Source organism: Streptomyces sp. NPDC002463 (assembly GCF_042889835.1).
GTDB classification, from domain to species: Bacteria; Actinomycetota; Actinomycetes; order Streptomycetales; family Streptomycetaceae; genus Streptomyces; species Streptomyces nymphaeiformis.
Window position 1 is genome coordinate 15342 of sequence record NZ_JBIARL010000003.1, and the last position, 20440, is coordinate 35781.

Consider the following 20440-nt stretch of genomic DNA (forward strand, 5'->3'; position numbering starts at 1 on the left):
CCCAGGTGGAGGAGTGCCGGCTGAACCCGTTCCGACTGCCTTGGCCGCCAAACCCGATGGGGCGGCGGGCACGCGCCAGGAAGCCGTGCTTCGGGGCGAGGCACCGGGTGAGGGTGAAGAGGCCGGTGAGCACGACGACGACGGAGCCGCGGCCGGTCGCCTGGCTCTGCGGCTCGCGACTTCCACCACCGATCCCGGCCACACGGTCACCCGACGTCGGCAGGTACGTACCGGCGTGAGGCCCTCGTCCCGGACGGAGACGAGCCCGAACGGGGCGGTACTGCAGATGCAGTACGCGGGATTGCCTGCACAGAGCCGACGACGGCGGACAGCCCGTCGCCGGAGGATGGCGATGCTTCCGGCGCCGTGCCCTCCTTGCGGATCACGGCACTGTTCGTCCCGCGTCGGAGCGGGCCGTGAGGGAGCGCGGTACAGAGGCGGGACGGTGTTCCGTCCGCTGCCCTGCACGCAGACCTCGTACGACCGATCCCCCACCTTGAAGGAGTCCGCTCTCCCGTGGCCACGTTCCTCTACCGCCTGGGCCGATGGTCCTTCGTCCGCCGTCGGCAGGTGACCTTGCTGGGGGTCGCGGTGCTGGCCGTCCTCGGGCTGCTCGCGGCCAAGGCACCGGCCGCGCCCGAAGACGGCTTCGCGCTGCCGGGGACCGAGGCGCAGAACGCCTTCGATCTCATGGACGAGCGTTTCCCCGGCGCCTCGTCCGACGGAGCTTCGGCGCGGCTGGTCTTCGTCGCGCCCTCCGGGCAGAAGATCACCGCCGGCACCCACCGGCAGACGGTCGAGCGGGTGGTCGCCGACCTCGCCCACGGTGAGCAGGTCACGGGAGCGGTCAGCCCCTTCCAGGCCGGCGCGGTCTCGAAGGACGGCACCACCGCCTACGCGACGATCGGCTACAGCGCGAAGCCGGGGTCGGTGAGCGAGGCTGCTTCCGACGAGCTGGAGGAGGCCACGCAGCACGGCCGTGACGCCGGGCTGACGGTCGAGATCGGCGGAAACGCGCTGACGGCCGGCTCCGAGGAGGGTTCCTCCGCCGAGGCCATCGGCATGGCGATCTCCGCCGTCGTCCTGGTGATCACTTTCGGGTCCCTGCTCGCCGCGGGGCTGCCGCTGGTCACCGCTCTGGTCTCGGTGGGCCTGGGTCTCGCCGCGATCACCGCGCTGGGCAGCACACTGGGTCTTTCGAGCACCACCAGCACACTCGCGATGATGCTGGGCCTCGCGGTCGGCATCGACCACGCCGTCTTCGTCGTCTCCCGCTACCGGGCCGAGGTCCTCGACGGGTACGAGCCGAAGGAGGCTGCCGGACGTGCGACCGGCACCGCCGGGTCCGCCGTCGTGTTCGCCGGCCTGACCGTCGTGATCGCGCTGGCCGGACTGTCGGTGGTCGGCATCCCGATCCTCGTCAAGATGGGCCTCGCGGCAGCCGGCACCGTCGTCGTCGCCGTGCTGGTCGCGCTCACCCTCGTACCCGCGCTGCTCGGCTTCCTCGGCAGGCGCGTGCTGCCCCGGCGTCTGCGCTCTCCCGGCCCGGTGGGGAAGCACGGGGCGGACGCGGCCCGCGCCAACGGCGGCACGCGCTGGGACCGGTTCGTGCTGCGCCGCCCGGTCGCGGTGCTCCTCGGCGGGGTGATCGGCCTCGCCGTACCCGCCCTCGATCTGCGGCTCGGCCTTCCGGGCGACGAGGCCAAGCCGACCACCACCACGCAGCGCCGTGCCTATGACCACCTCTCCGCCGGCTTCGGCCCCGGGTTCAACGGCCCCCTGACCCTAGTCGTCGACGCCGAGAACACGGACGACCCGAAGGCGGTCGCCGAACAGGTCGGGAAGACCGTCGCCGCCCTGCCCGGCGTGGTCGCCGTCACGCCGCCGGCGTTCAACCAGGCCGGCGACACGGCTCTGGTCACCGCCGTGCCGGCCACCGGCCCGAGCACCGCCGAGACCGCGGACCTGGTCCACGCCATCCGCGGAAAGGCCCACGGCCTGAAGGCCGACACCGGCGCGACCGTGCTCGTCAGCGGTCCGACGGCGATGAACATCGACGTCTCGCAGAAGCTCGCCGACGCTCTGGTGCCCTACCTCGTGCTCGTGGTCGGCCTCGCCGTACTGCTGCTCATGGTCGTGTTCCGCTCGGTGCTCGTCCCACTGAAGGCGGCGCTCGGCTTCCTGCTCTCCGTGGCCGCCGCGCTGGGCACCGTCGTCGCCGTCTTCCAGTGGGGATGGCTGGCCGACGTGTTCGGCGTCGAACAGACCGGGCCGGTGATGAGCATGATGCCGATCTTCATGATCGGTGTGGTGTTCGGCCTGGCCATGGACTACGAGGTGTTCCTGGTCACCCGTATCCGGGAGGCCCACGTCCACGGCGAGCGGCCCGGCGATGCCGTGGTCACCGGCTTCCGCCACAACGCCCGGGTCGTCACCGCCGCCGCGCTCATCATGATCAGCGTCTTCGCCGGCTTCATCGGCATGAACGAGCCGATGGTCAAGATGCTCGGCTTCGGCCTGGCCGCCGCCGTCGCCTTCGACGCCTTCGTCGTACGGATGGTGCTCGTGCCGGCAGCCCTCGCCCTGCTCGGGAAGAGGGCATGGTGGCTGCCGCGGCCACTGGAGCGGATCCTGCCCGATGTCGACGTCGAAGGGGCCCGGCTGCAGACGTCCCCCGCCGTGGGACCCGAACCCGAGCGGGCCAGGCAGTCGACTGCCGTCTGACTCCACGCCGTGCCCCAGCCCCCTGGACGCCCAGGGGGCTGGGGCACGGCCTTCGTCCACGGCCGGCGCCCCCGCCTGCTCGACACGCTGCTCGCGCTCGCGCTGCTGGTCATCGCCGGCGGGACGACGCTGCTGAACCGCCTCGGCGACAACGTCGAGCCCGATCCCGGCGCCCTGGCCCTGGCCTTCGTCGCCTGCGCCGCCATCCTGTTCCACCGCAGCCGCCCCTACGCGGTCTACGGGGTGACGCTCGTGTGCGGCCTGGCGACCTGTTTCGTCGCACCCCGCCTCGACGCCGGCCTGATCGCCCCCCCTCCTGACGGCCTTCTACTTCCTGACGGTCCAGACCGACCGGAGGACCGCCCGCCGCGCCACCGCCGTCGCGGCCGTCCCGGTCACGGGCGCCGCGATCATCAACGAGCCCACGGCATCGATCAACGCGAAGATCGGCATGATCGCCTGGATCCTGCTGCCCGGCTCCATCGGCGACTCCGTACGTACCCACCGCGCCCACCTGGCCGCCACCAAGGAACGCGCCGAACTCGCCGAACGCACCCGTGAGCAGGAGGCCCGTCGCCGGGTCGCCGACGAACGCATCCGCATCGCCCGCGACCTGCACGACGTCGTCACCCACCACATGGCCCTCGCCAACGCCCAGGCCGGCATCGCCCCCCACCTCCTCGACCGCACCCCGGAAAAGGCCGCCCTTCCCGAACGGCTCGCCTCCCTGACCGCCCGCGAGCGCGAGGTCATGGCCATGGCAGCCATCGGCCTCAGCAACGAGGAGATCGCCGCCCGCATGCACGTCAGCCCCTTCACCGTCCGCACCCACGTCCACCGGGCCATGGCCAAACTCGACGCCCGCGACCGCGCACAACTCGTCGCCATCGCCTACCAGTCCGGCCTGGTTCGCGCCCCTCGTCCGCCGGAGTGAGAGCACACGATGATCGAACCGCTCTGCGTCCGCCGTCGTGCTGAGCCTTCTCCAACCTCACGTCGAGGCGTGGTGAAGGACGACGACGGCCTTCACCACGTCCGTGATCCGGTTGATGCTGCAGCGGAGCTTCCGGAGGAGACATCAGCCCTTGAGGGTGGCCATGGCGCGTTCGCCGACACAACAGTGGTCACGCCAGGATCCGCTGCCTGGTCGAGCAGGCCATGGCGGTCCTGATGAGCCGACAACGCGCTCCGGGACCGGCACGGTTGCCGTCAGTGCCGGGCGTCCGCGCGGGGGCGTTCCAGAGTGAAGGTGTCGACCGGGGTCAGCTCTCCGTAGGGGCCGTCGAAGGTGTAGTACGTGACAGACATCCGGGTGCGTCCGGTGCCGCGGGTGCCCGGGTCGACGTCGAAAGCGGCGAAGCCATGGGTGTGGACGCGGTCCTGGACGGCGCGCCAGGGGGCGTCCTCGGTGATGTAGACCGCCTTGCGGTGGCGGCCCTCGGGCTCCTTGCCCACGGCGACGACGACGCGGCCCTTGGGCTCCTCGAACAGGTCGTCCTGGGTGGTGGCGAAGTTGCCGCCGCCACCGATGACCATGTGCACGGTGCCCTTCGCGGTGTCGGCGACGTCGGTGCCGGTGGAGACCGGGATCGGGGTGCGGGCCTCGTTCGGCAGGGTGCCGCGGACCGGCAGCGAGCGTTCGTAGTAGTGCTCGTGGCCGCAGAGCACCAGGTCGACCCCGTACGCGTCGAAGAGCGGGCCCCACTCCTGGCGGACTCCGAGGTCGCTGCCGCCGCTGCGGTGGCTGGAGATCATCGGATGATGCATGAAGACGACGATCCAGTCGATATCGGTGCCGGCTCGCGCCGCCTTCAACTCCCTTTCCAGCCAGCGACGTTGTGCACCATCGGAGTATCCGCGCAGATAGATGTCGCCGGTGTCCACGATCGCCACGTCGTCGTTGGCCAGACTGATGAAACGGACCGCGCCGACGGTGAAGGCGTACCACAGGCCATCCGTCTCGGGGTCGGTGGCAGTCGTCGCGCCCGGCAGATCGAAGTAGGTCTGGTAACCCGTGAGGCCCAGGGGGCCGTTGCCCTTCTCGGTCTCACCGTTGCCGACACAGGGCATCCAGGGGCGCAGCCGCGCCGAGCGGCTGTTGCTGATGAACCAGTCGGCCCAGGTCGCGACACGGTCCTCACCGATGGCGCCGGCCACGCCCGCGTAGCACAGGTCGCCGTTGATCAGGTTGAACAGCGGACCGACCCGTTCCACCGCGGCCACGATGTCGGCGGACGCCTCGGTGCCGCCCTGAGTGCTGGTGTAGAGCGGGAAGGGACCGAGAGGCGGCGGCGTTTCCTTCGTGGGCCACTTGAGGGTCCGGCGCAGATTGGGCGTGCCCTGGTCGCCGAAGCTGGTGAAGGTGAACGCGGCGCGACCGCGCGGTGCCGTGGTGAAGGACCCGGTCTCCTGCGCGGCACCGTCGTGCCCGGCCGAGTACAGGTAGGTGGTGTCCGGCCGCAGCCCGGCGATGCGGGCGTGATGGACGTACACCTCCTGCCGGGAGAGCCCGTCACGGTAGGTACGGGTCTCGGCGTCGACCACCCGCCCGGCGCCACCGTCCGGTGACCCGAGGTGGACCCGCGGGCGCCGGACGGACTGGGGGCTGATCCAGGAAACGGTCATCTCGGTGGCGGGATCGGCGCCGAACTGAAGGTGCAGCCCGGCCACACCCGGAACCCCGATACGACTGGGTGTGCGCTGCAGCAACGGCGACGCCGCGGCCGCCGACCGGTCGGCGGCTTCGACACTTCCCGCACCCCCGACGGCGGCGGCGGCCGCACCGGCCGTCGAGCCGGCGAGTAAGACCCTGCGCGGAATCGACATGAAAGATCCTTTCCTCGAAGGAAGTTGATCGTGTGAACCCTAGGTTCGATCGACAACTCTGACGTCTGCGAAGAACACTCTTGAACGAAAATTTTCCGGCGGACGCCCCGGACCGGTCGCATTGCTCAGCGCATCTGGAGTCCGTGCGGCCGAAACTTCCGCTGCCCACCCCGCTCCCGATCGTCGGTTCAGGCACAGCCCTCGACCGGGCCGGATGACCAGTCGGTGCTCATAAGGGCGCCTTACCTGGGCTTTCGCCCGGCAGGAGCCCACTGGCCGCACCGGCCGGTGCGAGAAGGGTTGTGCGGTGTGACTTCCAGGCACTCCCACCGCACCGGGCCGTCGATGCACTGACCGGCTCAGCGGCACCCGCAGGCCCACCCGTGAGGACCTGCCGGACGTGGACGAGCCGCCCGTGGACCGGTGGCACGGCCGGTCCACGGTCCTGTTCGACACGGCGCCGGAGCAGCCCCAGGGGATCCTCTTCCGGGGCTGCTCCGGCGACCGGGGCCTGCCGCTATCTGAGGTAGGGGCCGTCGGCACCGACCTTGCCGGTGCCGCCGAGCACGTACACCCGGAGATTGCCCTTGCCGGGCGCGGCGACCGTCAGGCTGCCGTTCGTGACGGTCCGGACGTCGCCGGTGACGGCGTCCACGTACGTCCCGTTGGGGATCCCGGTGTAGGTGGCGCCCCCGCTGACCGTGACCAGCGCGAAGCTGTCGGTCCCGGCCGCGGTGTAGCGGCGCTTGAAGGCCATGCCGCCGCTGATGCCCTCGGTGGAGTACTGGCCCATCTGCAGGGCGGGGACCGCCCGGCGGATCTGGTTGAGCCGCTGGAGGTGCTTGACCAGGGGCTGGTCCAGGGTGGTGGCGACCGCGCCGCTCGCGGAGGCGACCTTCGAGAAGTCGGCCGCCGTCACGCTTCCGGCGAGGTGGTCGCCGTAGTAGGCACGGCCGGTCGTGGCGAGCGGGCAGGTGGGCCCGCAGTCGATCTTCTTCCCGGCCTGGAACTCGATCTCGGAGCCGTAGTAGAGGGTCGGGATGCCACGGAAGGTCCACATCAGGGACATGTTCTCGGCCCACGCGTCGGTGCCGCCCGCGTAGCGCTCGCTGCTCTTGTTGGGGCCGTAGTCGTGGCTGTCGACGTAGACGACGTTGTACGTGGCGTCGTTGACGCTGTCGTCGGAGTCCTTGCCGTTGGAGAAGGCGTTCTGCGCGTCGCCGAAGTTCATGTGCATGCGCATGTCGATGATGTTCATGCCGGAGAACCGCGAGTGGTCGGGCGCGTGGTAGCTGTTGCCCTGCAGGAACGCGTTGGTGCTGGTGGGCTGCCCGGCCGGGCCGAGCCCCTGCTCGTACGCGTACATCTCCAGGCTCGCCTTGGCATCGTCGGCGTCGTACTCCTTGCGCTCCTTCCACGTGAAGAACTGCGCGGAGTGGTTGACCGAGCCGCGGTTCCACTTGTCGTTGACGAAGGCGGCGACCTCGCCGAAGACGAAGAAGTTCTGCGCCGCCTCGGCGCCGTGGCGCCGGGCGACCCGCTCCTGGATCGCGGGCAGGAAGCGGCGGTTCCAGGTGGTGCGGGGGATGTGCACGGCGGTGTCCACGCGGAAGCCGTCGACGCCCATGTCGATGTACTTGTCGTAGGCGCCGATCAGATAGTTCTGCACGGTCGCGTTCTCGGTGTTGAAGTCCGCCAGGTCCTCGTGCAGCCAGCAGGAACGGGCGTCCTCGCCCTCCCAGTTGCCGATCCAGCACTGGTGGTAGAGCTCCTTCGGGAACATCCCGGAGGTGGGGGAAGGCCACTGGCAGTTGTAGAGCGTGTACCCCTCGGCGCTCTTCCCGCCCGTCGGCTTGCCCCAGTTGAGGCAGGTGTTGCCGGCGGGCTCTGCCGTGGACCACAGGTCGCCGTTGTAGTACGACTTGCCGGTCTTCGGGTCGACGGTCAGCCCGTCGTACTCGAAGCCGGGCTGTCTCTCGTCGTAGTACCAGCTCCACTGGGCGTCGCGGACGCCGTAGACGGTCGGGGTGAACAGGCCCTTGGCGCCCCAGCGGGAGGAGTGGTTGTAGACCACGTCCTGGTAGATCTTCATGCCCTTGGCGTGGGCCGCGTCGATGAGGTCCTGGTAGGAGGCACCGGCGGACTCCAGGCGCGGGTCGACCTTGTAGAAGTCCCAGCCGTGGTAGCCGTGGTAGTCGTAGTCCGAGCGGTTCAGTACCACCGGGGTGATCCACACGGCCGAGAAGCCCAGCGCCTTGATGTAGTCGAGCTTCTCGACCAGGCCCTTGAAGTCGCCGCGGAACATGGGGTCGCCCTGGGCCGCGTTGCCGGACTTCACGTGCTGGCTGCCGCCCCGGTTGTTCGTGGCGTCGCCGTCGTAGAAGCGGGCGGTGAGGACGAAGTAGATCGGATCCTTGCGCGGGTCGGTGCCGAGCGGACTGCCGGACGCCGGGTCGGCCGGCTTCACACCGGTGGTGGCCTGCGCGGACGCCGAGGCGGCGGAGACGTTTCCGGCCGCGTCGACGGCCCGCACGGTGTAGGTGTACGCGGTGTTCTCGGCCAGCCCGGTGTCGGTGAGCACGGTCGAGCCGACGCTGGTGACGACACTGCCGCCGCTGCCACCGGTGCGGGTCACCTGGTAGCCGGTGACGGCCCGGTCGTCGGTGGACGGCTGCCAGCTCAGGACGACGGACACGCCGTCGGCCCGCGCGGTGAGCCCGGTGGGGGCGGTCGGTGCCTGCGTGTCGGGGGGTGCGGCCGCGCAGGGGTCCTGGGCGTTCGCCGTGACCGTCCGGTTCTTCACGGTGCTGGTGCCGGTGGGGATGGTGTAGTCGGCGCCGTTGTTGTTGTCCCAGGTGCCGTTGCCGTTGTTGAACGCGGCCTTGAGGGACGTGGCCGAGCCGAGGCCGATGGTCTGCTTCCACCAGCCGGCGCAGGCGGCCTGCATGCCGACGCCCGGGACGGTCGTCCAGGAGCCGCCGGCGGGCGCATAGTGGATGTTCGCGGTCGACCAGCCGAGCGCCTCGGTCGAGTAGTACACGGTGGCGGAGTTCGGCGCGGGGGTGCCGGTGTCCGCGCAGGGGTCGGAGTGGGCGACCACGCCGTCCTTGACGGTGACGGTCCCCGTGCCGAGCGCGTAGTTCGCGCCGCCGTTGTTGTCCCAGGTGCCGCTGCCGTTGTTGAAGGTGGCCTGCAGACCGCTCGCGGAGCCGAGGTCGACGGTCTGCTTGACCCAGTCGGTGCAGGCGGCCTCCATCGCGACGCCCGGGACCGCGGTCCAGGCGCCGCCGTCGGGTGCGTAGTGGAGGTTGTACTGCGCCCAGTTCCTGGTCTTCGTGAAGTAGAAGACGGTCGCGGTGTTCCCGGCCGTCACGGCGGCCTCGGCGGTCGGCGCGGTGGCCGGTGTCAGGCTCAGCAGCGTGCCGGCGACGGCGACGGCGGCCAGCGGCCGGAGCAGCCGTCGCGTGGGACTTCGTCTCATGGGGGACTTCCTCGAGGAGTTCAATGAGCAAGAAGAGTCGGAAACTTGCTGAAAGGTTTTGCGATGGCTGGAAGTTACCCGCGGTTGATCTGGTCGTAAAGAGATCGCGCCAAGACCCGCGAAAACCCGGGGGATGTTCTGGACACGCTGCGCCCCGAGCGTTTGGCCCGAGCAGGCAGGGGAACAGGGTTGTGCGGTGTGGTGACGGAAGATCAGGGACCTGATCGCACGGGGGGACCATGCAGACCGGCGCAGTCGAGAGCACGCACGCGTACTGGGATCCCGCGCATCCCGTCCTGGAGATCCTGCGCGCCCGCCGGGAGTCCGGGAGCTTACCGGGGCAGCGCACGGACGGTGCGACCGTCGCCCTCGCCGTCGAGGGCGGCGGCATGCGCGGGGTGATCTCCGCGGCGATGCTGTCCCAGCTGGAGGACTACGGCTTCAAGAACGCCTTCGACGTGGTCTACGGGTGCTCCGCCGGAGGGATCAACGGTGCCTACTTCCTCGCGGGCGAGACCTGGTACCCGCTGTCGATCTACTACGACGACCTGACGAACAAGCAGTTCGTCGACTTCTCCCGGGCCCTGCGCGGGCAACCGATCCTGAACCTGGCCTACTCCTTCGACCACATCATGGAGCGGGTCAAGCCCCTGGACTACGAGGCCGTCCTCCGCTCGCCGATCGCCCTGGCCGTCCCGATCACCGACGTCGACGCCCTGCGGACCGTGGTGCTGCGGGAGTTCGGCTCCCGGCACGACCTCAAGGCCGCGTTGCGCGCCTCCGCCTGGCTCCCCATCGCCGTCCCCGGCACCTTCGCCACGCCCGACGGGAGACGCGCCGTCGACGGCGGCGTCCTCACCGCCCTGCCCTTCCGGCTCGCCGTCGGGGACGGCTGTACACACGTCCTGTCGCTCAGTACCCGGCCGATGGGACCGCCCGGCGCCGGGCTCAACCTGATGCACCGCTACACCTTTCTGCATCTGGAACGGATGCGCCGCGGCCTCGGCGCCGGCTATCTCGCGGCGATCCGTCAGAAGCACCGCGACCAGGACTGGCTCCGCCGGATGAGAACGGCTCCCGCAGCCGGCGCGCCGTACGTCCTCGATCTGGCGCCGCTTCCCTGGATGCCCGAGCTCAAGCGGCACGAACTGAACCAGGGCCGGCTTCTCCACCACGCGCGGATGGCCTACGGAATCGCGTTCTGCGCCACCGAGGGAAGACCTGCCGAGCTGATGCGCCGGGGCGGAATCCGTGCCATGCCGAGACTGAGGGTGGTTGACAGCGCGAATGGAGCACCGGGGCGCGACGCTGGATCTGCTGCTCGCAGCACTGTCCGATCTGACGGGATATGACGAGGGGCACCTGGCACGGTTGCAGGAGCTGCTCGAGCTGCCCTCCGACGGCCGGCCGGAAGCCGCCCGGCAGCGGACCCGCCGGCTCGAACTGTGGCGACGCCTGCTGCAGGACATCCCTCTCGACGAGCGGTCGTTCGAGGACCGCTTCGGGCTCACGGGCAGGCGGGCCACGATCGCGCACCTCGAAGCCTGGTGCCTCGGATACCGAGACCCGAACGGCGTACGCCCGGCGGGCCCGGACGAGCTGTTCGGGTTCGTCAGCCTGTTCCTGCTGACCCTGCTCGGCCTCGCCGAATCCGAGGCGCAGCGCTCGCTCCCGCAGCCGGGGGCCGTCACCGGCCGGAGCGGCCGGGCGCTGACCCATGACTGCGACGGCGTCTGCGGTGTGCTCGTGGCCGAGGTCGCGGTCGCGGAGGTCATCGCCGACGTCTACAGCCCGCAGCGGCGGCCCGCCGGGCGCGGCGCGGCCGAGACCGTGGAACCCGCCCGGCGCGAATGGGACGCCATGCAGCGCAAGCTGGGGTTCCATCGACACGGCAGCACCTCGATGATCCTTCGCGGTGCCACGGCGGACGCCGTGCACGGGACCCGCCCGGAGTTCGCCCTCAAACTGATCCTCTACCCGTTCACCCGGATCGGGACCCTCGCGCAGGCCACCCGCAGTTACGCGGAGACGTACGGCACGTCGAGCACCGGGTCACGGCACCTGGTGCGGGTCTGGGCCAGCTGGGACAGCTGGATCCTCATGGACTTCATCGAGGGCAGGACGCTCGCCGAGCTCGTCCGCGAGGAGTGGGGGCCGGAGGCGGCCGGCGCGGGCCAGGCCGCCTCCCTTCGCCTGGACCGGCTCCGGGAGAAGGCGCTGCTGCTCTTCGAGGCCCTGGAGGACCTCCAGCGCGTCGCGCGCGACGACCCGGTCCACGGCCGGCTCAAGAGCGTGCACGCGGACCTCGCACCCTCCAACATCATCGTGTCCGCGGCCGACGGAGCCTTCAAGCTCATCGACCTCGGCCGGAACTACCTGTACACCCACACCGTCACCGGGTCGGCAGGGGCCGAAGCCGCCTACATCGCTCCGGAGGTGAGGGCCGGCGAGACCGAGATAGCCCGGGCCGACCTCTACTCGCTCGGGCAGCTGCTGATCCTCTTCGGTACCGGACGGGCGAGTGCCGACGGCGTCGTACCCGACATCTTCTACATGCGCGCCGCGCTGCTCGCGCGGTTCGTCGAGGACCTGGTCGACGCCGACCCGAGCCGGCGGCTGCTCATCTTCTCCGCCGGAGCCGGGCCCGCGCTCTCGTACGCGCGGCTGAAGGACGGCTTCCTGGCGGAGCTCGACATGGTGCAGGCCGCCGAGCAGGGCGAGTCCGACCTGCGGGTCGAGACCGGGTGGCGGGCCCTGCGCGAGCTGATGCGGCCGCTGGCCGGCGACCCGGGCCGCGAGTGGCGGCTGTGGCGGATGCGGAGACAGCTCGACGAGCGCCCGGAGTCCGACCGCGGGCAGTTCACGGACTGGCTCCTCGCCTGGTCTCTCCTCTCGGCGCTGATCTGGGCGGTGACGAACACCGTCGTCGTCACCTGGTTCCTGCGAGACCTGGACCTGGACTGGGGGAACAAGCTCGTGGAGCTGGTGCAGCACGCCAGTCACACCCCCGAGGGCCTCCCGATCATCGACACGTGGCGGCGCGAGGATTACGAGGTGCCGGACTGGCGGGCCAACCTCCCGGCCCGGATGGTCGGGCTCTCCTACGCGATCGCCGCACCGAAGTACTACCAGATGCTGTTCTCCGGCCTGACGCCCCTCGTCATCGGCTGGCGGGCCGGCTCGATGACCCGGCTGGCCCTGGCGACCGAGGTGATCATGCGGATCATGGCCGTCGTGCCGTGTCTGCTCGTGCTGGCGATCACCCTGGTCGAGCCCCGCTGGTGGCCGATCAACTCCGCGATCGGGCAGGTCCTGACCCTGCTCGCGAACGTGCTGACCCTCGCCTACGTCCGCGCGGTCATCGTCCGTTCACGACAGCTCGGCCTCAGCACGGTCCCCGGCGACGACACCAAGATCACGGGTCTGTCCTCGTTCACCCAGTGGGTGCCGACCTCGCTCTTCTACGCCACGGCCGTACTGACCATCGGCACCGCGCTCTACCTGGGACTCCTCCACGACGTCTACGTGTACGCGCTGGCCGTCACCTCGACCAACATCGTCCTCTTCTACGCCATCAAATGCGGCATCGGCGGCCCGACGATCCGCGTCACGATCGTCCGGATCTGCCTGGCCGCCGAACGCGTCGGCCGATGCCGGTGACCGCCGCCACGGCGAAGTCACGGGAACCGTCGTTCTGGTGGTCTGCATGGCGCGGCTACCGTGCCGCCGGCCGTCACAGGAACCGCTCACCCCGTCCGCCCGTCATGTTCACGGGGGTTGCCAGAGACTCGCCCCCCGCTCTTCACCACCGAGGTCCGAGGAGATCCATGGTCGACACCGTCAACTCACTGGCCGCCCGTTTTCACGAACAGCTGGTGGCGCTTCTGACCCATGGTCCCATCGCGGTGGGCACCGCGGGCTTCCACGACGTCATCGCGCGCGCCACGGCGCTCGGCCCTGACGGCACGTGGCTCGTCGCCGCCGGCCAGGTGAGCCTCGGCGTCATGGCCTGCGTACACGGACAGAGGGACCAGGCCATCTTCCACCTCGACGCCGCGGTGACGGCCGGTTACAACGACTGTGTGACGCTCCACGCCGACCCCATACGTCCGCTGCACGACGATCCCCGCTTCCGAGCCCTGTACCAGCGGATGCGCATCACCGCGGCCGACCTCGACGAATTCCTCTGGCTCCACCAGGAAATGCAGATCATGTCGAGGGAGGCCCAGCAAGTGAGCGCCGACAACATCGGCCGCCTCGACACGGGGGTGTCGCTGCTCCCTCAGGCCCCCATGCCGACCCGCGAACCGAACACCCTCGGCGTGCTGATCACCCGCATCGATCTCGCCGCGACGCAGACCGCACTCCAGCAGGCCGTCATGAAGGCGGAGTTCCAGCGAAGTTCCGGCAACACCAGCCTCAGTCTCATCGACGACACGTGGGACTACCCCCGTGCCCGGCATGACGCCCGGCACGCCGACGAGCTGGATTCTCGGCGCCTGCGAGCGGCCGAATCCCGGGCCTTCGTCGAACGCCCCGGCGCCGGCACCACGCTCGTCCCCTGCCCACCGCTGGGCTCGATCACCTACCCGAGCTGAGGAGGCCCTAGGGCCGGATCCCGTCGCACGCGATCCGCAGATGGCGCGGCCCGCGTAGTACGGCGTTCTGGCGGTACGGGGGCGGGTCCTCCAGCAGGCGTGGGTTCTCCAGTCTCCGGGCCAGCTCCGACAGGGCGAGTTGGGCCTCCAGTCGGGCGAGCGGTGCGCCGAAGCAGCTGTGGATGCCGCTGCCCAGGCCGAGGTGCTGGACGTCCGGGCGGTCCGGGTCGAAGCGGTCGGGGTTCTCGAAGCGCTGGGGGTCGCGGTTGCCGGACGCCAGGACCAGCCAGAGGGTGGAGCCCTTGGGGATGGTGACGCCGCGGACCTCGACGTCGGCGAGAGCGGTGCGCCCTGGCAGCAGCTGCACCGGCGGCTCGAAGCGCAGGAGTTCCTCGACGATGGGCACGGCCAGGCGCGGCTCGGTCCGCAGGCGCTGGAGGACGTCGGGATTGCGCAGCAGGGTCAGCATTCCGTTGGTGATGAGGTTGACCGTGGTCTCATGCCCCGCGATCAGGAGCAGAGCCGCGGTGCTGAGCAGTTCCATCGTGGTCATCGGGCCGTCCTGGCCCTCGGCCGTCGCCAACTGGGACAGCATGTCGTCCCCGGGGTTCTTGCGGCGCTCCTCGATCAGGCCGGCGAGGTACATGCCCAACTGCATCCGGGCCTCGACCGCGCCCTTGCCCCGCTCGGCGGGATCGGCGTCCGGGTCGGGGTCCAGGCTGGCGGCGAGGGTGTCCGCCCAGGTGTGGAAGCGTGCCTCGTCCTCGCGCGGAATACCGAGCAGCCTGCAGATCACCGTCACCGGGAACGGGTAGGAGAACTCCTCCACCAGGTCGATCCGGTCCGGGTCGGCGAGGCCGTCGATGAGGCCGCCGACGATGTCGTGCAGCTCCGGGCGCATTGCGTCGACCCGGTGGGGGGAGTGCGGCGGGCCGAAGTGACGGTTCGTCATACGGCGCAGCCGGTCGTGCTCCGGCGGGTCGAGCCGGAGGAAGCTCGGCGGCAGGGCGCTCTCTTCAGGGGCCGAATCGGCCAGCGGGTCAGCGCCGCCGGACGCCAGGTTGCGGGCGTCGGAACTGATCCGGGGATCATGCAGAAGGCTGCGGATCTCGTAGTAGGTGCTGATCACGTACGGCCCGTCGGTCTCGTGGTGGACCGGTGTCCTCCGCAGCTCTTCGTAGATCGGGTACGGGTCGGCCCGGTTGGCGTAGTCCAGGATCTGGTGCAGCAGGGTTTGCGTCATGGCAGGTCCTTGTGGCCGTGCGGGTCAGTGCGCGGGGGTGAACGTGATCCGGCGGTCGGCCGGTGAGTATCCGCTGAGGGTCACGGTGGGACCGTGGCTGGGGACCGACGGGTCGGGGAAGTCCGCGTCCATCGGACGTAGTCCGTCCGGGTGCCGGTCGACCGTCGCGAACTGCGGGGGGAACGGCGCGGTTCTCTCGACGAGTTCCTGGTAGAACGGCAGCCACCGGCCGTGGTCGAAGGAGACGGCGCCGATGACACGCCCCTGGTATCCGTAGACGCCGACGAACCGGCGGCTGTCCAGCGAGCCCTGCGAGATCAGGATCTCCGTCGCCATCGACGGCACTCCGACCGACTTGATGTTGACGCCGAACTGGGAGGACCAGAAGGCCGGCACGTCCATGTGCGGCAGTCGGTCGATGCTCTCGCTGAGCATGTTGTGCGCCGCGATCCCGGCCTGGGCGACGGCGTTGCCCCAGTGCTCCAACGACAGGAACTGGTACCCGAACAAGGGATGGGGGCAGCGGGCGACGTCGCCCGCGGCGTAGATGTCGTCGGTGACGATCCCACGGATGTCGAAGGCACGGCAGCCGGCGTCGCAGGCGATGCCGCGGGGCCCGGCCCCGAGCCCGGAACCGGACAGCCATTCGGTATTGCGGAGGGCGCCGAGCGAGACGACCACCACGTCGGTCTCCACGGTGGAGCCGTCGGACAGATGCGCGGCACGCACCCGTCCCGAGGCATCACCCTCCAGAGCCGTCACCATGACGCCGCACCGCAGGTCCACACCGTGCTCGCGCTGGAGGTCTGCGGCCACCGCGGCGACCACCCCGCCGAGCGCTCCGACCAGGGGCGCGGCGCCTCGTTCGGCGACGGTGACGGGGAGGCCGCGTTCACGGCAGGCGGAGGCGACCTCCGAGCCGGCGAACCCTCCGCCGATGACGAGGACCCGTTTGGGTCCCTCGTCGAGCCGACGCGCGAGCGCGGCGCCCTCTTCGCGGGTCCGCAGCACGAAGACGCCGTCGAGTTCCGCCTCCTCCTCGCGCGGCCACGGTCGCGCCCGGACACCGGTGGCGATCAGCAGCCGGTCGTACGGCACCTCGTCGCCGTCGGCCAGCCGCACCTTCCTCGCGGCCATGTCCAGGCCGGTGGCGGGAACGCCGAGCCGCCAGGTGGCGTCGACGGACCGGAGCCGGGGCAGCGCGGTGCGGTCGGCGCGCGCCCTGCCCAGCAGCACCCCCTTGGACAGCGGGGGCCGGTCGTACGGTTCGCAGGGCTCGTCGCCGATCATGGTCAGGGATCCCACGAAGCCCTTGGCACGCAGGGTCTCGGCAGCCCTCAGGCCTGCCAGCGAGGCGCCGACGACGACGATGCGGCCCTCGCGTTTGAGCTGTTCCAAGGCTCCGTCACCGAGCATCGGGCACCACCTCCGTCGGCTCGTCCACGGCATCGACGAGGATGGCCTGCACGGGGCAGGCCGCGGCGGCCTGAGCCAGCTTCTCGCGCAGCGCGTCATCGGCATCAGGGTTGTACAGGAGCGCCTCGTCGCCGTGCATGGTGAAGATCTCGGGAGCGAGGAACGCGCACTGCGCGTACCCCTGGCAGCGGTTCAGATCGACGGCGATGCTCACCACGTGATCGGTCCTCTCCAATGGCCTGGTCGGCCCCCTGCGCCCACTCTCGTCGGCCGGGAGGGCCACAGCCATGAGGAGCGGACCGATCGAGTGAGCGTGCGGCCCCGATCAGGTCGAGGCGACGGGCCCTGACGCGTCGGAACGGCGGCCCCACAGCAAGTTCAGGCTGAGAACCGCCACCCAGGCGGGGAAGACCAGCTCCGACCAGGGCACGCTCGCTCCCACCACGAGCAGCGTCAGGCCGGCCAGATAGCCGATGGCGACGAGTGGGCGCGGAAGGACGCCGAGCCGGCGGCCGATGGTCGAGGTCGTGAGGACGAACACCGCTGCCATCCGCATGGCATAGGTGGTCAGCAGGGCGTACGCGACATCGCGACCGAAGGAAGAGCCCTGCCCACCCGCGTCGAGCACGCTCCAGGCCGCCGCCGCGGCGCCGAACAGCGTGGCGACGAAGATCAGACCGCTGCCGAGGAACACCGTGGAGACGAACTTCTCCTCGCGTTCGCCTCCCTGCTCGCGCAGGGCTCCCATGAACCACAGGAAGGCGATCCCGGCGAACGGGATCAGCTCCAGCGCCGTCCGCACGGCGCTCCGCTGCCCCGGCTCCAAGGTCGCTTCGGCCGCGTCGGCGCCGCTCGGCAGGGCGGTGCGTACCAGGACGATCGCCGTGGCCGTCAGGACCGCGAACACCACTCCCGCCATCCCGGCGGCCCAGGGCGTCGCGAGGCGCTTGAGTCTCCGCTTCATGCTCTCCCGCTTTCTGCGTGCGCTTCCGTCGTCCAGACACCCGTGACCGCGGGCCGCGCGCCACTGGAATCACCCGGGAGGAAGAGCTCGGTGCGCCGTACAGGCCATGGCAGGGCCGGCGAGGGACGGCCGCCCGGCAGGCCGCCGAGCTGCCGGGACGCGAGTCCGGCCGGGAATGCCCACCGCGGCACAGTGCTGCCCGGCGAGGATGACGCCTCCGGTCAGGCACCTACGGGATGTGCGCAACCGTCCGGGCGCGCCGTTGCCGACGCGCCCGGTCCCCGTGGGGCCCCGCACGGTTCATCCGTCGCTCAGTCGCAACAGTCGCAGCAGCACTTGCACGGGTTGCAGCAGCCCCCGCCACAGCCGTCACCCGAGCCCCCGCCGGAGCCACCGGATCCGTGGCCTCCGCCCGAACCGCCGAAGGAACCTCCCGAGTGACCGCCGCCGTGTCCGCCGAACCAGCCGTCACCCTGGGAACCATCCCTGCCGGAACCGCCCCTGTCGGAAGAATCCCGGCTCGAACCGCCGTCGCGGTTGCCGTCGCCGAACTGCCAGGGCTCTCCATCACCCGAATCCGTGTCGTCGTCGCAGCGGCAGCAGTCGTAGCACAGCCTGCAGTCGCCACACAGTCGGCGCTGCCGGCGGCACCGTCGGCACTCCCCCTCCGGCGGCCGGCCCGATGCCGTCGGCGCACCCTCCAGGGCCGCACCCGCGAGCACGCCGACGCCGCAAGCCGTGCCCGGGCCGGTCTCCGAGGGTTCCGCCGTCGCCGTACGGCGACCCAGCCACGGAAGCGTTCGCACGTCCCGTGACCGGCGACTGTGACGATGGTGGCGATGCCGGGGGTCGAAGACCCGGTCGACAGCGCGCTCCAACTCGCCGCCCAGAAGCGTCCGTACCAGCCGCCCGTCGACGAACACGGCGTCGGACAGGGAGAGTCGGATTCCGTGAACGGCGTCGTCGCAGAGCCTGCGCACCTCGGCGCGGTCCGCACCGGTCACGGTGATCGGGTTCCACGCACCCGACGCCTGATCCGCGTCCAGGTCCTCCACCGCGTCCAGCAGATGCGCCAGTCGACCGAACAGACGACCGGCTTCCGCCAGCGGTGCCGCGTTCTCCGGGCGGTCCGTGAGTACGGCGGTGTACGCGAAGGCGGCGGCGGTCGCCGTCTCCGTGGGCTCCGTGACCGTCAGCAGCGAGTCGCCTCGGCCGGTCGAGCGCTCGATCTGCGGCTGGCGCTCGACCGCCGTGAGCAGCACCGAGGTGTCGAAGCCGAGCCGTTCGCCGCCTGCGGCACCCGCACGGTCCCAGCCGTCGGCGATCCGGCGTGCCGCCAGCGCCACCGGGCGGCGTCCCAACAGGCCGTCACCGTCGGCCACATGGTCACGTATCTTCGCAGCGGCGAGCACCAGCGACACCGTCGCCGCCAGCCGCGCGCCCTCGCCCTGCGCCACGTCCGCCGACCGCATCCCGCGCAACGGGCACGGACCGGCCCCTCGCCGCCAGTCGCCGGTTCGCTCCGACTGTGCTTCGGTCAGTACCGAGACGATCAGGCCGTCGTAGTTGGTGGCCACCCTCGCGGCCTGTCCGTACTCGCCGCGCAGTGCCAGGCACAGCCCGCAAAGGTGCGCCATCCACTCGGTACGCAAGCCCTCGCCCAGCCGATGACGGCACGGCCTGATGATTCCGAACACCGAAGATCTCCCCCGTAGTACGACTACCCGGACGCATCCGGTCGGACGGCTCGGACGCGAAGGACCTACACCTGGCACGACCGCCCGTGACACCAACCGCATGCGCCGTCAACGCGGTCGTCATCCTAGACGGGTCCGTTCCGCGAGGTGTCCGCGGAGGCCGGACGCGGCCCGGGCCCGTCGCAAGGGCCGTCGACGACGGACACCGGTCCGCTCGGTCCTCAGCTATGGCCGTGCCGAGGATGACACGCCCCCCGCAGACCTCCGGGCCGCTGCGCAGGCTTGGGGGTACTCTGGTTCGTCATGGTGCCGTCCGCGTCCTGGTCCTCGGCGCAACGAGCTGTGGCGGAACCGGAGGAGTGCGACCGGCACCGCCGGCCCCCGAGCAAGGCGCCGACGGCGAGCGCGCGCTGGAGTCCCTACGCCGGCCGCGTCCGCGAAGCGTACGGCGACCGCATCTACCGGCGACTGGCCGAGGTCGAGGCCACGTACTGACCCGACAATGTCTTCCACCCCAGGAAGAACATCCGTCCCGGTTGAGCTCGCAACAGCCGGGCCCCGGCGGCGGTTCAGACCGTCGGGACGACGGCACGCGGGAGGTTTCTCCCGTGTCGAGCACAAAGTGCGACCACCCCCGGGCACGGTGCTCATCCGACCGCCCGGCCTGGGCAGTTGTGAGGGCGCCGGTGGCCGGGGCTGCTCGCCGGCGTCGAGCTGTCGATCGCGCCCCATGCTCCGGTGCCGGGCGGTGACGACCGGCACCGACCGCTGCATACGGTGGGTGCGGATGGCTTGTTGTCGGGCGAGAGGGCGAGAAGGCGTGGATGTGTACGAGGCCGTGGACAGTCGCCGGGCCGTGCGGGCATTCAGCGACGAGCCGGTTCCCAGGGAGATGCTCGAACGAGTGCTGGCCGCGGCTGCACGAGCTCCGTCGAGCGGGAACCTCCAGCCATGGCACGTGTACGTCGTGACCGGCGAGCCCTTGGCCGGACTGAAGCGGCGCGCGACGGCCAGAGCACTGGCCGAAGACCCGGGTGACGAGCGGGAGTACCCGATGTACCCGGCCGACCTGACCTCGCCGTATCCGGACCGCTTCTCCACCGCAGCCGCCCAGCGATACACAGCGCTGGGAATCGAGCGCGACGACCCCGAGCGGCCCAGGAAGATCGCCACCTTGAACTCGGAGGCGTTCGGGGCACCGGTCGTCCTGTTCTGCTACCTCGACCGCGCGATGGGGCCCGGACAATGGGGAGACGCGGGAATGTACCTGCAGACCGTCATGCTGCTGCTACGGGCGGAAGGGCTGCACAGCTGCCCCCAGGTGATGTGGACGATGTATCGCGAGACCGTCGCCCAAACAGTCGGAGCAGGCGATGGACTCGCGCTGTTCTGCGGTGTCGCCGTCGGATACGAGAAGGAGGGCGTGCCACCTCTGCGTACGGGGCGAGCGGACCTGGCAGAAACAGTGCGCTTCATCGGAGGGTGACCGCA

15 protein-coding genes are annotated in these 20440 nt (G+C 70.5%); 7 read left to right on the forward strand and 8 right to left on the reverse strand.

Going from position 1 to position 20440, the window contains the following annotated elements:
• Positions 1 to 516 precede the first annotated feature (516 nt).
• A complete protein-coding gene (locus ACFYX3_RS08105) occupies positions 517 to 2724 on the forward strand; it encodes an MMPL family transporter (RefSeq protein ID WP_389009536.1) in 2208 nt (735 codons plus the stop codon).
• 327 nt (positions 2725 to 3051) lie between these two features.
• Here the strand turns inward: ACFYX3_RS08105 and ACFYX3_RS08110 are convergent, their stop codons facing one another.
• On the reverse strand, positions 3052 to 3177 hold the full coding sequence (locus ACFYX3_RS08110) for a hypothetical protein (protein WP_389009540.1): 126 nt from the start codon (positions 3175 to 3177) through the stop codon (positions 3052 to 3054).
• Between ACFYX3_RS08110 and ACFYX3_RS08115 the strand changes: the two genes are divergently transcribed.
• Entirely contained in the window at positions 3176 to 3658 is a 483-nt protein-coding gene (locus ACFYX3_RS08115) for a LuxR C-terminal-related transcriptional regulator (protein WP_389009543.1), read from the forward strand. The two genes, ACFYX3_RS08110 and ACFYX3_RS08115, sit on opposite strands and share 2 nt — an antisense overlap.
• A 275-nt stretch (positions 3659 to 3933) precedes the next feature.
• On the opposite strand, the gene ACFYX3_RS08120 is transcribed toward ACFYX3_RS08115, so the two are convergent.
• Together ACFYX3_RS08120 and ACFYX3_RS08125 are read right to left on the reverse strand one after the other, a co-directional pair.
• Positions 3934 to 5550, reverse strand: a complete 1617-nt coding sequence (locus ACFYX3_RS08120) for a purple acid phosphatase family protein (protein WP_389009546.1) — start codon at positions 5548 to 5550, stop codon at positions 3934 to 3936.
• Between the two features lie 517 nt (positions 5551 to 6067).
• Positions 6068 to 9031 (reverse strand): carbohydrate binding domain-containing protein, encoded by a 2964-nt coding sequence (locus tag ACFYX3_RS08125; RefSeq protein WP_389009549.1) that lies wholly within the window; start codon positions 9029 to 9031, stop codon positions 6068 to 6070.
• A 239-nt stretch (positions 9032 to 9270) separates the two neighbouring features.
• Here ACFYX3_RS08125 and ACFYX3_RS08130 point away from each other — a divergent pair, with 239 nt between their 5' ends.
• From ACFYX3_RS08130 to ACFYX3_RS08140, 3 genes are all read left to right on the forward strand, one after another.
• Positions 9271 to 10383 (forward strand): patatin-like phospholipase family protein, encoded by a 1113-nt coding sequence (locus ACFYX3_RS08130; protein WP_389009552.1) that lies wholly within the window; start codon positions 9271 to 9273, stop codon positions 10381 to 10383.
• Entirely contained in the window at positions 10307 to 12691 is a 2385-nt protein-coding gene (locus tag ACFYX3_RS08135; RefSeq protein WP_389009555.1) for a hypothetical protein, read from the forward strand. The genes ACFYX3_RS08130 and ACFYX3_RS08135 overlap by 77 nt, the downstream gene beginning before the upstream one ends.
• 167 nt (positions 12692 to 12858) lie before the next feature.
• Complete coding sequence (locus ACFYX3_RS08140) at positions 12859 to 13629, forward strand: hypothetical protein (RefSeq protein WP_389009558.1); 771 nt, start codon at positions 12859 to 12861, stop codon at positions 13627 to 13629.
• Positions 13630 to 13636: 7 nt separating this feature from the next.
• On the opposite strand, the gene ACFYX3_RS08145 is transcribed toward ACFYX3_RS08140, so the two are convergent.
• From ACFYX3_RS08145 to ACFYX3_RS08165, 5 genes are all read right to left on the reverse strand, one after another.
• Complete coding sequence (locus tag ACFYX3_RS08145) at positions 13637 to 14872, reverse strand: cytochrome P450 (protein WP_389009561.1); 1236 nt, start codon at positions 14870 to 14872, stop codon at positions 13637 to 13639.
• A gap of 24 nt (positions 14873 to 14896) precedes the next feature.
• Entirely contained in the window at positions 14897 to 16288 is a 1392-nt protein-coding gene (locus tag ACFYX3_RS08150; protein WP_389009564.1) for an NAD(P)/FAD-dependent oxidoreductase, read from the reverse strand.
• On the reverse strand, positions 16278 to 16502 hold the full coding sequence (locus ACFYX3_RS08155; protein ID WP_382654280.1) for a ferredoxin: 225 nt from the start codon (positions 16500 to 16502) through the stop codon (positions 16278 to 16280). The genes ACFYX3_RS08150 and ACFYX3_RS08155 overlap by 11 nt, the downstream gene beginning before the upstream one ends.
• Before the next feature lie 111 nt (positions 16503 to 16613).
• Positions 16614 to 17252 carry a hypothetical protein gene (locus ACFYX3_RS08160; protein ID WP_389009567.1) on the reverse strand — a complete coding sequence of 213 codons (639 nt, stop codon included), beginning with the start codon at positions 17250 to 17252 and terminating at the stop codon, positions 16614 to 16616.
• A gap of 311 nt (positions 17253 to 17563) precedes the next feature.
• The gene (locus tag ACFYX3_RS08165) at positions 17564 to 18889 is read right to left on the reverse strand and encodes a DUF5685 family protein (RefSeq protein ID WP_389009570.1); all 1326 of its coding nucleotides are present in this window, start codon (positions 18887 to 18889) and stop codon (positions 17564 to 17566) included.
• 363 nt (positions 18890 to 19252) lie between these two features.
• Between ACFYX3_RS08165 and ACFYX3_RS08170 the strand changes: the two genes are divergently transcribed.
• A complete protein-coding gene (locus ACFYX3_RS08170; protein WP_389009573.1) occupies positions 19253 to 19444 on the forward strand; it encodes a hypothetical protein in 192 nt (63 codons plus the stop codon).
• A gap of 325 nt (positions 19445 to 19769) precedes the next feature.
• A complete protein-coding gene (locus ACFYX3_RS08175; protein WP_389009576.1) occupies positions 19770 to 20435 on the forward strand; it encodes a nitroreductase in 666 nt (221 codons plus the stop codon).
• The last annotated feature ends 5 nt before the right edge of the window (positions 20436 to 20440 follow it).

Excerpts from the sequence above, each read along its gene's own strand:
- ACFYX3_RS08115 (WP_389009543.1), top strand. The coding sequence starts at position 3,176 with ATGATCGCCTGGATCCTGCTGCCCGGCTCCATCGGCGACTCCGTACGT.
- ACFYX3_RS08110 (WP_389009540.1), bottom strand. The coding sequence starts at position 3,177 with ATGCCGATCTTCGCGTTGATCGATGCCGTGGGCTCGTTGATGATCGCG.
- ACFYX3_RS08120 (WP_389009546.1), bottom strand. The coding sequence starts at position 5,550 with ATGTCGATTCCGCGCAGGGTCTTACTCGCCGGCTCGACGGCCGGTGCG.
- ACFYX3_RS08125 (WP_389009549.1), bottom strand. The coding sequence starts at position 9,031 with ATGAGACGAAGTCCCACGCGACGGCTGCTCCGGCCGCTGGCCGCCGTC.
- ACFYX3_RS08130 (WP_389009552.1), top strand. The coding sequence starts at position 9,271 with ATGCAGACCGGCGCAGTCGAGAGCACGCACGCGTACTGGGATCCCGCG.
- ACFYX3_RS08140 (WP_389009558.1), top strand. The coding sequence starts at position 12,859 with ATGGTCGACACCGTCAACTCACTGGCCGCCCGTTTTCACGAACAGCTG.
- ACFYX3_RS08145 (WP_389009561.1), bottom strand. The coding sequence starts at position 14,872 with ATGACGCAAACCCTGCTGCACCAGATCCTGGACTACGCCAACCGGGCC.
- ACFYX3_RS08150 (WP_389009564.1), bottom strand. The coding sequence starts at position 16,288 with ATGCTCGGTGACGGAGCCTTGGAACAGCTCAAACGCGAGGGCCGCATC.
- ACFYX3_RS08160 (WP_389009567.1), bottom strand. The coding sequence starts at position 17,252 with ATGAAGCGGAGACTCAAGCGCCTCGCGACGCCCTGGGCCGCCGGGATG.
- ACFYX3_RS08165 (WP_389009570.1), bottom strand. The coding sequence starts at position 18,889 with ATGGCGCACCTTTGCGGGCTGTGCCTGGCACTGCGCGGCGAGTACGGA.
- ACFYX3_RS08170 (WP_389009573.1), top strand. The coding sequence starts at position 19,253 with ATGGTGCCGTCCGCGTCCTGGTCCTCGGCGCAACGAGCTGTGGCGGAA.